The organism is Leptolyngbya boryana PCC 6306, assembly GCF_000353285.1.
GTDB lineage: Bacteria > Cyanobacteriota > Cyanobacteriia > Leptolyngbyales > Leptolyngbyaceae > Leptolyngbya > Leptolyngbya boryana.
The window spans coordinates 2428040-2441774 of record NZ_KB731324.1 but is presented as its reverse complement, the minus strand read 5'-3'; the positions used below and the strand labels follow the sequence as shown (position 1 = coordinate 2441774).

16 protein-coding genes, 1 tRNA gene and 1 other annotated feature are annotated in these 13735 nt (G+C 47.1%); of the genes, 8 read left to right on the top strand and 9 right to left on the bottom strand.

What is annotated here, in order from left to right:
* The first annotated feature begins 22 nt into the window (after window positions 1–22).
* Complete coding sequence (locus LEPBO_RS0112275; RefSeq protein ID WP_017287867.1) at window positions 23–1330, top strand: APC family permease; 1308 nt, start codon at window positions 23–25, stop codon at window positions 1328–1330.
* On the opposite strand, the gene LEPBO_RS0112270 is transcribed toward LEPBO_RS0112275, so the two are convergent.
* A complete protein-coding gene (locus LEPBO_RS0112270) occupies window positions 1327–2172 on the bottom strand; it encodes a DUF4351 domain-containing protein (RefSeq protein WP_017287866.1) in 846 nt (281 codons plus the stop codon). The two genes, LEPBO_RS0112275 and LEPBO_RS0112270, sit on opposite strands and share 4 nt — an antisense overlap.
* 144 nt (window positions 2173–2316) lie before the next feature.
* On the opposite strand from LEPBO_RS0112270, the gene LEPBO_RS36930 reads away from it, so the two are divergent.
* From LEPBO_RS36930 to LEPBO_RS0112255, 3 genes are read left to right on the top strand one after another with little or no spacing between them, the layout of a single operon-like run.
* Window positions 2317–5211: a CHAT domain-containing protein gene (locus LEPBO_RS36930; protein WP_017287865.1), complete on the top strand. Its 2895-nt coding sequence runs from the start codon at window positions 2317–2319 to the stop codon at window positions 5209–5211.
* Window positions 5208–5930 carry a winged helix-turn-helix domain-containing protein gene (locus LEPBO_RS0112260; RefSeq protein ID WP_017287864.1) on the top strand — a complete coding sequence of 241 codons (723 nt, stop codon included), beginning with the start codon at window positions 5208–5210 and terminating at the stop codon, window positions 5928–5930. Before LEPBO_RS36930 ends, LEPBO_RS0112260 begins: the two co-directional genes overlap by 4 nt.
* The gene (locus LEPBO_RS0112255; protein WP_017287863.1) at window positions 5927–6610 is read left to right on the top strand and encodes a hypothetical protein; all 684 of its coding nucleotides are present in this window, start codon (window positions 5927–5929) and stop codon (window positions 6608–6610) included. Before LEPBO_RS0112260 ends, LEPBO_RS0112255 begins: the two co-directional genes overlap by 4 nt.
* Before the next feature lie 104 nt (window positions 6611–6714).
* Here the strand turns inward: LEPBO_RS0112255 and rplL are convergent, their stop codons facing one another.
* The 8 genes from rplL to rplS form a co-directional block, all read right to left on the bottom strand.
* Complete coding sequence (gene rplL / locus LEPBO_RS0112250; RefSeq protein ID WP_017287862.1) at window positions 6715–7110, bottom strand: 50S ribosomal protein L7/L12; 396 nt, start codon at window positions 7108–7110, stop codon at window positions 6715–6717.
* Between the two features lie 41 nt (window positions 7111–7151).
* Window positions 7152–7679 carry a 50S ribosomal protein L10 gene (gene rplJ / locus LEPBO_RS0112245; protein WP_017287861.1) on the bottom strand — a complete coding sequence of 176 codons (528 nt, stop codon included), beginning with the start codon at window positions 7677–7679 and terminating at the stop codon, window positions 7152–7154.
* A gap of 35 nt (window positions 7680–7714) precedes the next feature.
* Window positions 7715–7860: a sequence feature (ribosomal protein L10 leader region), on the bottom strand.
* 10 nt (window positions 7861–7870) lie between these two features.
* The gene (gene rplA, locus LEPBO_RS0112240) at window positions 7871–8587 is read right to left on the bottom strand and encodes a 50S ribosomal protein L1 (protein WP_017287860.1); all 717 of its coding nucleotides are present in this window, start codon (window positions 8585–8587) and stop codon (window positions 7871–7873) included.
* Between the two features lie 49 nt (window positions 8588–8636).
* A complete protein-coding gene (gene rplK, locus LEPBO_RS0112235) occupies window positions 8637–9062 on the bottom strand; it encodes a 50S ribosomal protein L11 (RefSeq protein ID WP_017287859.1) in 426 nt (141 codons plus the stop codon).
* A 24-nt stretch (window positions 9063–9086) separates the two neighbouring features.
* Window positions 9087–9716, bottom strand: coding sequence for a transcription termination/antitermination protein NusG (gene nusG, locus LEPBO_RS0112230; protein ID WP_017287858.1), 630 nt, complete (start codon window positions 9714–9716; stop codon window positions 9087–9089).
* Window positions 9713–9934, bottom strand: coding sequence for a preprotein translocase subunit SecE (gene secE / locus LEPBO_RS0112225; protein ID WP_017287857.1), 222 nt, complete (start codon window positions 9932–9934; stop codon window positions 9713–9715). Before secE ends, nusG begins: the two co-directional genes overlap by 4 nt.
* 103 nt (window positions 9935–10037) lie before the next feature.
* Window positions 10038–10110: transfer RNA gene (locus LEPBO_RS0112220), tRNA-Trp, on the bottom strand.
* 88 nt (window positions 10111–10198) lie between these two features.
* Entirely contained in the window at window positions 10199–10564 is a 366-nt protein-coding gene (rplS, locus tag LEPBO_RS0112215) for a 50S ribosomal protein L19 (protein WP_017287856.1), read from the bottom strand.
* A 241-nt stretch (window positions 10565–10805) separates the two neighbouring features.
* Here rplS and cbiM point away from each other — a divergent pair, with 241 nt between their 5' ends.
* The 4 genes from cbiM (at window position 10806) to LEPBO_RS0112195 (ending at window position 13503) form a co-directional block, all read left to right on the top strand.
* Window positions 10806–11513 (top strand): cobalt transporter CbiM, encoded by a 708-nt coding sequence (gene cbiM / locus LEPBO_RS0112210; protein WP_017287855.1) that lies wholly within the window; start codon window positions 10806–10808, stop codon window positions 11511–11513.
* 13 nt (window positions 11514–11526) lie between these two features.
* Window positions 11527–11847, top strand: coding sequence for a PDGLE domain-containing protein (locus LEPBO_RS0112205; protein WP_017287854.1), 321 nt, complete (start codon window positions 11527–11529; stop codon window positions 11845–11847).
* Window positions 11848–11966: 119 nt separating this feature from the next.
* Complete coding sequence (gene cbiQ / locus LEPBO_RS0112200; protein ID WP_017287853.1) at window positions 11967–12749, top strand: cobalt ECF transporter T component CbiQ; 783 nt, start codon at window positions 11967–11969, stop codon at window positions 12747–12749.
* Window positions 12739–13503 carry an energy-coupling factor ABC transporter ATP-binding protein gene (locus LEPBO_RS0112195; protein WP_017287852.1) on the top strand — a complete coding sequence of 255 codons (765 nt, stop codon included), beginning with the start codon at window positions 12739–12741 and terminating at the stop codon, window positions 13501–13503. The genes cbiQ and LEPBO_RS0112195 overlap by 11 nt, the downstream gene beginning before the upstream one ends.
* Window positions 13504–13735: the final 232 nt, after the last annotated feature.

The following is a 13735-nucleotide window of genomic DNA, read 5'->3' as shown; positions in this document are numbered from 1 at the left end:
TGTTAGAGGTAAAAAAGTTGACATGGAAACGAATGAAGAATCGACCTCACTCAAACGAGTGTTTGGGCTACCTGCCTTGGTGATATATGGAGTCGGTGACATCTTGGGGGCGGGAATTTACGCCGTGATTGGAGATATCACGAAACCTTCGGCTTCACTGGTTTGGGTTTCATTTATCATTGCCCTCGTCGTTGCTGCTTTTACGGCTTTGAGCTATGCCGAGTTAGGAGGGCGATTGCCAAAGTGTGGAGGGGTCGCGCATTTTGTCCAGCAAGCTTTTCGGATTGACTGGCTTTCGACATTAGTTGGCTGGGTCATGTTTTGTACCTGCATTGTCTCAATGGCAACGATTTCCAAGGCATTTGCTGGCTATCTGATGGCTTCGATCCCGGTATTGCCCGAGTGGTTTCTGGTCATTCTTCTGTTTGCAGCACTGGGCTATGTCAATTTTCGAGGCATGAAAGAGTCCTCGTTACTGAACTTGGTGTGTACCGCGATCGAGACTTCAGGACTCTTGATCGTGATTCTACTTGCCAGCATTTATATATTCGGAGGTGCAGCAACAACGGCTCCAGTTGTGGCGATTCAACCTGAAACAGGCTGGACAGGAATTATCGGAGGAGCGTCGATCGCGTTCTATGCGTTCATTGGCTTTGAGGACATTGTGAATGTCGCTGAAGAGGTCAAAAATCCTGAGCGGAATGTGCCAAGAGCAATTGTTTTGTCCTTGGCGATCGCGGGAGTCATTTATATCGCGATCGCTTGGCTGGCTGTGAATGTGCTGAGTCCTACAGATTTAGCTGGCTCAAAAGCGCCTTTGCTTGATGTCGTCACTCGCGCTCAGCCAAGTTTCCCGAAGTTGATTTTCACATTCATTCCTCTGTTTGCTGTGATGAATACAGCATTGCTGAACTTTGTGACTGCGTCGCGATTAGTTTTTGGGATGGCTCGCGAGGGCTTAATTCCGACCTGGGCAGGTAAATTACATCCTGAACGAGCAACACCTTATCGAGCAATTTTGGTGATTTTAGCGATCGTGATTGTGATTGCTCTAGCTGGCACACGAGAACTGCTAGCAGGAACAACCGCAACGCTGATTCTCATTATGTTTGTTCTGACCAATCTTTCTCTGCTAGTGATTAAGCGCCGAGAGCCTATCATTTCTGGGTTTCAGGTTCCGCTGATCGTTCCTGCAATCGCGGTTTTACTCAATCTTTTGCTCATTGCCTATGCACAGCAAAAGAGCCATATTTTCGCATTGGGCTTTATCACAGTTGGCGCATTGCTGATTTTGCTTCAGAATACTTTGAAGAAGAAGCAGTTGACCTAATTTTGCTCTGCTAGCCAAACTTCTAAATCGGTTTGAGAAGAGAAGTTTAGAAGCGCGATCGCTAAGTTTCCAAGTTGCTCTAAGTTGAGTGTGGAAATGCGATCACGTTCTTGTTGCGAGAGTGACCCGATTTTTTGCTCCAGCATACGGAGAATCAGCGATCGTTGCCCTTGTAAAAGTCCTTGTGTGAGTCCTCGTTCTTCTCCTTCTTGAAGGATTTCTTGATAGATTACGGATTCTCGCATCATGTCCTCCCGAAATAGGCGGTGGATTCTATCTTTATCGTACTTTAGACCTGCCATAAGCTGCACATACGACGAAACCTCTCGCCGTTCCTCGGTTTCAGGAATTTCTGCAACTTGTTGGACAATACGATCGAGCAGTTGATCTGGATTTTGAGTTCGAGTCAGGGCAGCAAAAGGCAGCAGAACTGGATCGTGTAGAAATGGGTCTGGGTCTTGCTCCCACATTTTTATAACTTGAAATTCATGGCGAGTTGATTCCTCTTCAAAGAAATTCTCGATCGTCATTCCTTCACTCGGCGGCAACAGCACAATCACGATTTGAGTAATGGAGGATCGATACAACCGATACAGCCGCACCCAGTAATCTAGTAACCGAAAAGGGATGGGCGGATCAGATGTCCAAATAGTCTGGAACTCTAGATGAAGAATGCGATCGCTCGTTTTCAGAAATGTCACCGAGTCTGCTCGAATGGGTTCGATGCTCAGTTCGGTTTTGAGAACTTCGATCGTGCTTGTCACTTCTTCGCCGAGTAACCAAGCTGCAAATCGCTCCGGGTGCTTTTCCGCTAGCAGCTTACAAAGATTGTCGAAGCTCATACATATGTATCAAAATCTTTGTGTAGTGTATCAGGTTCGCGATCGTGTATCCATCACAGCAAAGGATAAAAGCGATCGCTAGAGTTCCCCAATCTCTACTTTTCGCTTTGTAGAATAAATCTGATTGTTTCAAGGCTCTGATCGATGTTTCGGAATTTCTGGCGCAAGAGTGGCGATTGTTCTAAGGCTGAAGTCGAACATTCTCCGTCTCAAAGTTCCTCGGTTGACTATGAAATGGTGTTGTTTGCCTTGCTGGATGAGGTGGAACGGCGATCGGAGTTTAGTCGGGGATGGATTCGGGGATTTTTGGAACTGCGAGGGGTGACGCGGGAGGCGTTGGCAGAATGGTTGCGTGGGTTTGGGGAACGGTTGCAGAGTGGGGAAGAGCATCAGGAATTAGGAGAACGGTTGTTGAGGTTGGGGCGATTGGATGAAGGTGAATTGTGCCGAGTCGCAGGATTGATTGGGGGTCGGTTGGAGCGAGAGTGTCCTCAGGCTCCGAAAGATGAAGCGGAGGCTTGGTGGAACCGAGGAAATGAGTGTTACCGTGCAGGGGATTTTGAGGGTGCGATCTCAAGCTATGACAAAGTGCTCAACACTAAACCGGATCTTCCCGAAATTTGGATCATTCGTGGCATTGCATTCGATCATCTAGGACGATACGAAGATGCAATCGCAAGCTTTGATAAAGTACTCGACATCAAGCCGGATTATCATACAGCTTGGCTCATTCGCGGCGATTCACTCCATAATCTAGGACGAGACGAAGAGGCGGTCGCAAGCTTTGATAAAGCCCTCGACATCAACCCGGATTATCAAACTTGGTACAATCGCGGTATTTCACTCCACAATCTAGGACGGAACGAAGAGGCGGTCGCAAGCTTTGATAAAGCCCTCGACATCGAATCGGATTCTCATGCAGCTTGGCACAATCGCGGCATCTCACTTGATAATCTAGGACGGCATGAAGATGCGATGGCAAGTCTTGACAAAGCCCTCGACATCAAATCTGACCTTCACGAAGCTTGGTTCAATCGCGGCATTTTACTCCATAATCTGGATCAGTACGAAGATGCGATGGCAAGCCTTGATAAAGCCCTCGACATCAACCCGGATTATTATGCAGCTTGGCACAGTCGCGGTATTTCGCTCCATGATCTAGGACGGTACGAAGAGGCGATCACAAGCTTTGATAAAGCCCTCGACATCAACCCGGATTATTATGCAGCTTGGACGAGTCGTGGCAATTCACTCAATATTCTAGACCGGTACGAAGAGGCGATCACAAGCCTTGATAAAGCCCTCGACATCAAATCTGACCTTTACGAAGCTTGGTTCAATCGCGGCATTTCACTTGATAATCTAGGACGGCACGAAGAGGCGATCTCGAACTATGATCAAGGACTTACCTGCGTTCTAAAGGAAGCTAACCCTGAAGGATGGGGGAACCTTCAGCGTGGAAAAGGTAACATCTACTTCTACCAAGCGCAGAACAGTCAAAATATTCGAACTAGCAAAATCTACTACAGTCAAGCAGTCACTGTTTATAACACTGCAAGACAGACGTTAGAATCATTTCCGAGGTTCTATTTAGAACTCATTCAAAACCTTATTACAACTTATATTGGCTTAGGCGATTCCGAAACTGCTGATCAATGGCGTATCAAAGGATTAGAAGTTTTTCGGCAATTGCTTAATGCCCAATCGACACCATTACAAAAGCGCAATCTTGAAACAAAGTTCTCAAGCTTTAGCCGCATTGCTATCGATCGCCTACTAGCTCAAGGCGAAACTATCGTCGCTCTCGAAACCGCAGAACGCTACAAAAATCGCTGTCTCACTTGGATTCTCGACGAATGGAAAGAACAAGTCATCAGCCCAAGCTATGCCGAAATACTTCAACTGCTCGATCCACAAACCGCGATCGTTTACTGGCATTTCAGCGATGAGTCCCTCACCACCTTTATCCTTACCCCAACTTCAGAAGACCCGATCGTTCTAGAAAATCCGCTCCCCTACGATCGAGCAAAAAAACTACAATCCTGGATCAAATCCTGGAACACTCAATACAACGACTATCGCACTAAGAAAGCCAATCAAGCTGATCATTCTTGGCGCAAAGCTCTATCAACCCAGCTGACAAAGCTCAAAGAACTTCTGCAAATTCAAACGATCGAATCTCACCTCCCAAACATTCAAAACCTCATTCTCCTGCCCCATCGCGATTTGCATCGTTTTCCCCTTCACGCTCTATTCTCAGAAAGTCTGACTGTCAGCTATCTTCCTAGCATCCAAATTGGCTTAAATCTAAACTCGAGATCCAGCGATCGCACTTCTTTCCTTCTCAATGTTGAAGATCCCGACCGCGGCAATTCAATGCCTTTCGCACAACTCGAATCGGTGATTCTGAAAGCAATGTTCGCCCCAAACACCTTCTCGATTCCACCAGAAAAGAGCGATCGCGCAACCGTCGAATCCGCTCTCAAAACACATCACGGCATCTTTCATTTCACAGGACACGCCAACTATAACGATCGCAAACCTGAAAACTCCGAACTCGCACTCAAAAACTCAGACACACTCACAGCCAAGGAAATCAGTAGTTTAGATCTGAAAAACTATCATCTCGTCATCCTCTCCGCCTGCGAAACTGCACTAAATGGGACTCAATCGATCGATACCGAATACGTCGGCTTAACCAGCGCCTTTCTCCAAGCCGGAGTTTCACACATCATCAGCACCCTTTGGACAGTCGAAGAAGCCTCAAACGCCTATCTGATGATCCGGTTCTACCAATTTTGGCAGGCGGGTCAAGAAAGCGCGATCGCACTTCGATCCGCCCAAAACTGGCTCCGCACCTGCTCAAATGCCGCACTCGCCCAATGGCTCAAAGACTTGCTCCCCAAAACGGAAAGCGATCCCGGCGCTCAAGAATATCTTCGGAGTTGTATTCAAAGCATTGAATGTAAAATAGACGAAACAGACCCGCCGTATCGCGATCCTTATTACTGGGCAGCCTTTACCCACACTGGACTATGACGATCGCTAATGCCTTCGATGCTTTTACCTTTCAAGCCTTTTCTCTAACACTCCTTCAGCTAGACCCCTCTCGCTTGGAAGCCCTGCAACCCACGCTACAAAGCATTAGCGACCTCGCCAGCCGTCAACCTCAATCCGCTGTAAATCAAATCCGGCAACTTCTCGATCAAGATTCCGAACTCAAATCTATTTACGACTCAGAATACGATCGCCTCGCACAGTCCTACCAAACCCAAGAACGTGCCAAAGGATTTTTCGATTCACCGACCAGTGAGGCAACTCTAACTTGGGACGCTCTCGCATTCCCCATTCTGCAATCGACAGATCCCATCGAAACAGCTAAAAATCTGCTCAAGCGAACAAAATCTAAGCAGACAGCAAACACTCAGCCTTACCTCAATTCTTTGCAACGCACGATCGCCACAGTCGAGCAAACCGAAATCAAAATCCTCAAAGCGATCGAACACCATCCGACCTCGATCGAAGATTTAGTCTATGTAGTTGGACTCCCTATCAATCAGGTATCGAGTATTATCCAAAATCTCTGGAAACGCGGATACATCGATCGCGCTACCAGTAGTTTTATCTCGATGCTATTTCCCCAACGCAAGAAAGCACAGCAACTCGATCCACAGATTCCACTCGCTTTAACCTCAACAGGCTATTTCTTCCTGCACCCGATTATCACAGCCAGTCCATCCGAGGCATTGAACCGATGAATTGGCTGCAATCTTGGGAACCGTACATCGCGATCGCGCTCCTGACTGGACTAATCAATCTCCCCATCTCCATCAAAAAACTACTGAATAAGTGCCAATCTCTTCCCTTCTTCAAACCACTCAGCACGATCGCATTTTGGTGGTGGATTTTGGTGAATTTAGCTCTACCTGCAACCGTTTTCTGGCTTCTCTATTCAATTCCCACTAAACCAACCGTCAACGCAGATCTCGTAACCAAAGCAATTACATTTGGCTTGATCTTCACGGCTTTTGCCAATGCTCGTGTCGATACTGGCTTTTTTGGAGTCGATATCGAGAAGTTTTACAAATATCTCACTCAATTTACCTACGATCGCATCGCGGCCAGCCAAACCAGAGAAACTGCTGCATTTTGGACAGATTTTGAAGCCGATCTGAACCAAAATCAGCCTGATATCAGCGAAGGTCTGAACTATCTAGAAAACTATTTTCAAAATGATGTTTCTCTCGACGAAATCGCAAAACAGGATTACCAGAAACGTCTCGATCGAGTTCGTCAAATGACGGTCAAATCTGAACAAACAAAAGCGATTCGGACTCTTATTGCAATCCGACGACGCGATTTACCCGAAGTATTAAAGCGCTTCAGATGTAGCACTGCCTTCTTAAACAAATATCTATCCAAACTTCCAAAGCAGTAGCATTTTGCATCTATCGATTTCCAATCACTCCACAAGAAATCACAACCAACAAAAAAGGAGCCTCTCGCAAGAGACTCCCAAAATCATCAGAATCGAACGAGTGACTATTTAACCGTCACTTTACCGCCAGCTTCTTCGATTTGTTTCTTGATGTCTTCAGCTTCAGCCTTAGCAACACCTTCTTTGATTGCTTTCGGCGCAGCTTCTACGAGGTCTTTTGCTTCCTTCAGACCCAAGCCAGTGATACCGCGAACAACTTTGAGAACGGCGATCTTCTTATCAGCAGGAACTTCTTCCAAGACTGCATCAAATTCGGTCTTCTCTTCGACTTCTTCAGCCGCAGCACCGCCGCCAGCACCCGGAGCCATCATCATCATGCCACCTGCAGGAGCAGCAGCACTTACACCAAAAACTTCTTCGATTTGTTTAACCAGCTCAGAAGCTTCGAGCAGGGTCAAACCTTTCAACTTCTCTACAATTTCATCGGTTACAGCAGACATGGACTAACTCCTAAATCAATTGAAATTTGCCAAGCAGATTACTACGCTGCTTCTTTTTCGGACACCTGTTTGATCGCTCTTGCCAAACCAGACGGTACTTCGTTGATACCCACTGCCAGCTTGGTTGCGACACCGTTGATAGCACCAGCAATCTGTGCAATGAGCTGTTCCTTAGAAGGTAGATCTGCGATCGCTTTAAGATCCGCTTCTTTGAGAACTTTGCCATCCATCACACCGCCGCGCATCTCGGTCTTTTTGGATGCCTTTTGGAACTCTTGGTATGCTTTGATCGCACCACCAAGGTCGTCTTTGACCATCACAAACGCGGAATCACCTTTCAGTAATTCGCTCACCGCTTGCCAGCGATCGTCGCCTTCGGTCGCTTTCTCCATAAACGTGTTCTTTGTCACCTGACAAATCGCACCTTTCGGACGCAAACGATTCCGTAAATCCGAAATCTCCGCAACAGTCAAACCACTGTAGTTAATGATGAACATCAACTGTGATTCGCTGAGCGTTTCTTTCAGACCTGCAACAATCTCTTTCTTGTTTGCTAACGTTCTTCCCACTCTTTCTCACCTCCTGGTTTGGGACGAATGAGAATATCCAAAAACAAAAAACTCGACTTTAAGAGAAAGCCGAGTTCGCATGATTTCTAAAGAACACTCGAAAGTGTCTGGAAAAATCAAACCTCGGCAGGACATTAAGGCTTTAACCACCTGCTGTCTTTGGTTTGGATATTCAGTTGAAAAACTTTTGTCTAAGCAGCATCTCCAACCTTGAGGTCACGCAGTGCGTTGATATCGACCTCAATGGACGGACCCATCGTTGACGACACATACATTGTACGCCAATAGCGTCCTTTTGCACCAGCAGGACGATTTCGATCGATCGTTTCTTGCAGGGCTTTCAGGTTCGTCAACAAATCTTCTGCGGAAAAACCTGCTTTACCAAATAGAACGTGGACGATCCCAGTCCGATCTGCCCGGAATTCAAGCTTACCTGCTTTGAATTCAGCGATCGCTTGCGGCAGATCAAAGGTCACCGTACCACCTTTCGGCGAAGGCATCAAACCACGTGGACCTAGCACACGACCAAGTTTTGCAACTTGAGGCATCACGTCGGGAGTTGCAATCAGCAGATCGAAGTCCATCCGTCCTTTCTGGATTTCATCGATCAGTTCTTCAGAACCTGCAATATCCGCGCCTGCGTTCGTTGCTTCCGTTACTTTTTCACCACGAGCAATGACCGCGACTCGGATTTCTTGACCCGTTCCTTTCGGCAGTGCAACGGTGGTTCTTAACTGTTGGTCGGTGTACTTGGGATCGATACCGAGACGAATGTGCGCCTCAGCCGATTCAGGAAATTTCGCAGTTGCTGTTTCTTTGAGCAATTGCAAGGCTTCAAGCGGCGCATAAGCCTTGTCTTGAACCTTTGCACGCAGTTCTCTGGTGCGCTTTGATAGTTTCTTTACCATGTGTCTCCTGGGGTAAATGGCGAGAAAATCTCTCCCCCGAAAAATTGAACTAGTCGGTGATGGTTACGCCCATGTTACGAGCGGTTCCAGCGATGATTTTCTTAGCTGCTTCAATGTCGTTTGCATTGAGGTCAGGCATTTTGGTCTTCGCGATATCTTCGAGTTGAGCTTGAGTAATCTTGCCCACTTTCTTTTTGTTCGGTTCGCCTGAGCCTGTTTCGATTCCGGCTGCTTTTGCAATCAGCTTCGAGGCAGGAGGGGTTTTGAGAATGAACGTGAAGCTACGGTCTTCGTAAACAGAGATTTCTACAGGTACAACCATCCCTGCTTGGTCAGCAGTTCTCGCATTGTATTCCTTGCAGAACATCATGATATTGACCCCGTGCTGACCCAGTGCAGGTCCGATCGGGGGTGCAGGATTCGCCTTGCCAGCGTTGATCGCTAGCTTGATCACTGCGGTTACTTTTTTTGCCATCGATCTTGACTTTCTGAAAGCCGATTAAATTTTCTGCACTTGGTTCACTTCTAGTTCTACCGGGGTTTCACGCCCAAAGATAGATAGAAGTGCTTTGAGCTTGTTCCGCTCAGGGCTGAGTTCGATGACTTCGCCTTCAAAGTCTTTGAATGGACCTGAAAGCACCGTAATCTTATCGCCCATCGCCATGTCAATTTTTCTGACAGGCTCCTGCTCTTGGGACTGTTTGAAGATGCGTTCCACTTCTCCATGCCCCAATGGCATTGGTTTGACGTGACCTCTGCCTCGTCCGTAGCGCCGTTTTTGCTCCGCGCCGACGAAGTTAATCACGTTGGGGGTGTTCTTAATTACCTGCCACGTTTCGTCATCCATCACCATTTTGACGAGGACATAGCCTGGGAAAACTTTCTCAGCCGATTCCTTGGCTCGTCCGTCTTTTTGGTGCTTGAGAATGGGCGTTTCAGGAATTTGAACTTCCAAAATCCGGTTCACAACGTCGAGCGTCTCGATCCGTTGCTCTAAATTCATTTTGACGCGCTTTTCGCAGCCGGATGCGACCTGGACAGCATACCATCGAGCACCTTTGGCTAGCTCTGCCTCCAAGTTTTCTTCGGAGCGATCGTCGTACTGCGTTTCGTCTGAGGTAAATGTCATCCGAATACTCTCACTTGTGCCCAATGAAAGAACTGATCAACAAAGTAAATCAAGCTAGCAGAGAGCGTGACCATCAAAATCACAGAAAGCGATTCTCCAATCAGTTGCTGACGGCTAGGCCACACAACTTTGTCGAGTTCTTCCTTCGTTTCTTTTGCGAACTCGTTCGGATTAAATCCTGATTTTTGCTCCAAAGCTGACTCGCCTTTCTTTGCCACTGCTCTGCTCCATTGTTCGACCGAACTTTTATGATAATGATTTTTGTCGATCGCGGCACACTACCGAAAAAATCCTATTACATGCAAAATCAGAGTAATTCAGCGCGCCCTGGAGGACTTGAACCCCCGACATCAGGTTTTGGAGACCTGCGTTCTACCAACTGAACTAAGAGCGCATATGCTGAACGACTCTGAATTGCGTTCTTTATCTAGTCTACCAGGTGTTGTGCATTCTAGCTAAAAAAACCGAGTGCACTTTAACTACTAGACCAAGGGACGATCGAAACGCTGCTTCAAGCGGGTCGCCTTACCAACGCGATCGCGCAGATAGTACAACTTAGCCCGACGCACTTTCGCCCGACGCATGATTTTGATGCTTTCAATTCGTGGGGAGTGAACCAGGAAGACCCGTTCCACACCTACGCCTTGGAAAACCCGACGTACAGTGATGCTCTGGGTAAGACCTGCACTACCTTTTGCGATCACAACGCCTTCATACGGCTGCGTCCGTTCCTTATCGCCCTCTTGAATGATTACGCCGACGCGAACCGTATCCCCAATGTAAATCGTTGGGAGATTGTCTTTTATTTGTTCCGCTTCAATTGAGCGGATGATTTCTTGCGCGTTCATAAAGGGCTTGCAAAACTCACAATCGCGTATCTTAGCGCGTGATCGTGCACTTTGTCTAGAGGAAGATTCAAGAAAGTTGTTGAATTCTTAAGTCTCGCTTAAATTCCGCCCGTCATCCTCCTAGAGGGGATTGAATTCTCACAGATGGGTCAATTTTACTGAGGGTTCATCCCCGACCTCCACAAAGTTTGTCCTAAGCATTTCTTCTCATCCGAGAATGTCGTATTGGAGATAGGCAAATATGGTTTTTGTTTCGACTCAGCTTGCCCTGCATGTTCCAGATGGCTTTCTGAATCTACCGGTTACGTTAATTACTTGGATCTGTGCACTTGCACTCGTCGCCATTAGCCTGAGACAAGTCCAATCAGATTATCAAGAGCGGGCTGTGCCGTTGATGGGCGTTTGCGCTGCTTTTATTTTTGCAGCTCAGATGATTAATTTCCCGATTCCAGGCGGCACTTCAGGACACTTGCTCGGTGGAACATTAGCGGGTGTATTACTGGGTCCTTGGGCGGGATCGCTCGTGATGTCGGTCGTGTTTATCGTACAGGCGTTTCTGTTTCAAGACGGCGGGGTGACTGCACTCGGCGCAAATATCTTCAATATGGGGTTGATTGGAACATTTGGCGGGTATTACCTTTACCGCACCATTCGCTACATGATGGGGAGAGATTCCTTGAAAGGGGTTTTGACCGGAAGCGCGATCGCGAGTTGGACAAGTGTGGTTGTGGCTGCAATCATCTGTGCAGTTCAGCTTGCAATTTCTGGAACAGTTCCGTTACCAGTTGCATTATCAGCGATGACATTTTGGCATGTCATGATTGGAATCGGGGAAGCGATCATTACGGTGATTGCTGTGAGCTATATTTTTAAGACTCGTCCAGATTTGATTTATAAAGCGCCAAGATTGGGAGCTTTGGAACCGGATCGTTCTTATTCTTCACGGTAATTTAGGGGGTAGTATGACTCAAGTTTCACAGACTCGAAATCGAGCGTTTGTGATTTCGGGATTGGGAGTTGCGCTGTTGGTTGCAGTGCTTTTGTCGCCGTTTGCTAGTTCTGATCCGGATGGACTCGATCGCGTTGCTCAGGATCAAGGATTTGAGAAAAAGGCAGCAGAGGAGCCGATCGCGCATAAGTTGCCGTTTTATCAAATGTTTGAAGAGTATCAGTTGCGAGGAGTTCCAGAACAAATTTCGACTCCTGCGGCTGGATTGATTGGAACATTAGTGACCTTTGGATTGGCATGGGGTGCAGGGAAGGTTTTGATTCGCGATCGCTAGGCGAGAAGTAATTGCTGCGTTCTCATGACCTTTAGCCTCCTAAAATTCCTGACTCTGGGAACTTAGGGGGCGATTCTAACTATTTTCAACAGAGATCCACACTTGTCTAGGAGATCTCAATGATCCTGTTACACCTGGGTGCAATGCACCTTGTGGAAGCTGAAAAAAATCAAACGCTTTGGCATCGGTTGACTCCAAAGTCGCGGTTACTGTGCACCTTACTTTTAGTCTTTGCGATCGCACTTACCCCCAATGGTCGCTGGCTGACTTGGGCAGTTTATGCAGGTGCAGTCGGGCTGATTATGCTTTTGAGTCGTGTTCGATTATGGGTCTTATTCAGGCGCGTTGCCGTTGAATTTGTTTTTATTGGTGTGGTTCTGCTCGGAACCTTGTTTCGAGACGGCGGGCACACCCTATTTCGATGGGGTTGGATACAAATTACAACTGAAGGCTTAACCGTTTTAGGGAGTGTCTCACTTAAAGCGTTCTTATCATTACTGATATTGAATACTTTAATTCTAACGACCTCGGTTCCAGCATTGCTTCATGCATTAACTGCACTGAAAATGCCACCGTTGCTTGTCGCAATTCTCGCATCCATGTATCGCTATATTGCAGTGCTGATCGATGAGTTTCATTCGATGCAGAAAGCAGCACGATCGCGCAATTTAATGGGAAATCCCAAGCGCCAACGCATCATCGTTGGCAATATGTTTGGCTCGCTGTTCATTCGCACCTATGAGCGAGGAGAACGAGTCCATCAAGCGATGCTCGCGAGAGGATATCAAGGTCTTCCTCCGCTGGCAGAAACTCAGTCCGGAGGTAGGGGCGATATTCTAGCACTCACAATTATGATCTCGGTTCTTTTGTTCGGACAAGCAATTACTTTTCATGCACCATAATCCGATTGAAATCTATAACCTTTCCTACTGCTATCCAGATGGCAATCGCGCACTGAATGGAATTACGATTTCAATTGGTGCGACTGAGCGAGTTGCGCTTGTGGGGGCAAATGGTTCAGGCAAATCGACGCTCTTAATGCACTTTAATGGATTGATCACACCGCAAGTGGGACAGGTCATTGTGGGTGAGCTTCCGGTTGAGCCTCAGTATCTTAAGCAGATTCGCAATTTTGTTGGCATTGTGTTTCAGAATCCAGATGATCAGCTATTCATGCCAACGGTCTGGGAAGATGTGACCTTTGGACCTCTAAATCAAGAGATTCACGGGCAGGAATTAATCGATCGAGCAACAACCGCGATGAACTGTGTGGGACTTGATCCAGAGCTATTTGGATCGAGAAGCGCGAATGGTTTATCAGGCGGAGAGAAAAAGCGAGTTGCGATCGCGGGTGTGCTTGCGATGCAGCCGCAAGTTCTCGTGTTAGATGAACCGTCAGCGCAGTTAGATCCGCGATCGCGAAGACAACTGATCGAATTGCTCGATAGCTTGCCTCTGACACAGTTGATTGCGACGCATGATTTAGATTTGGCGTTGGAGCTGTGTAAGCGCACGATCGTACTCAGTAAGGGTCGAGTGGTTTACGATGGTTCAACTGAGAAAGTCATGAGTGATCCTGACCTGCTTGCTCAACATGCACTAGAGCCACCTTTAAGCTATAGTCGCCCTTACTGCCAGCTAGAGGATCTTAAATAAGACCTTTGGCTAGATTTTTCGATTTCGACTGCAAAGCTTTTTGCTGAGTCCAGTACTGCATCTCACTGACTGAATATTGAGGCTACGCCAATATAGCTACGACGAAAGTGCATATCCGATTTTTTCACGAAAAAATGCGGAAGAAATAAAATCGCAACAACCGCTTGAATAGGGCAGCCATTGATTCAAGTCGGTGATTCTGTGATGACAATTCAAATGAGTAGAATAATTC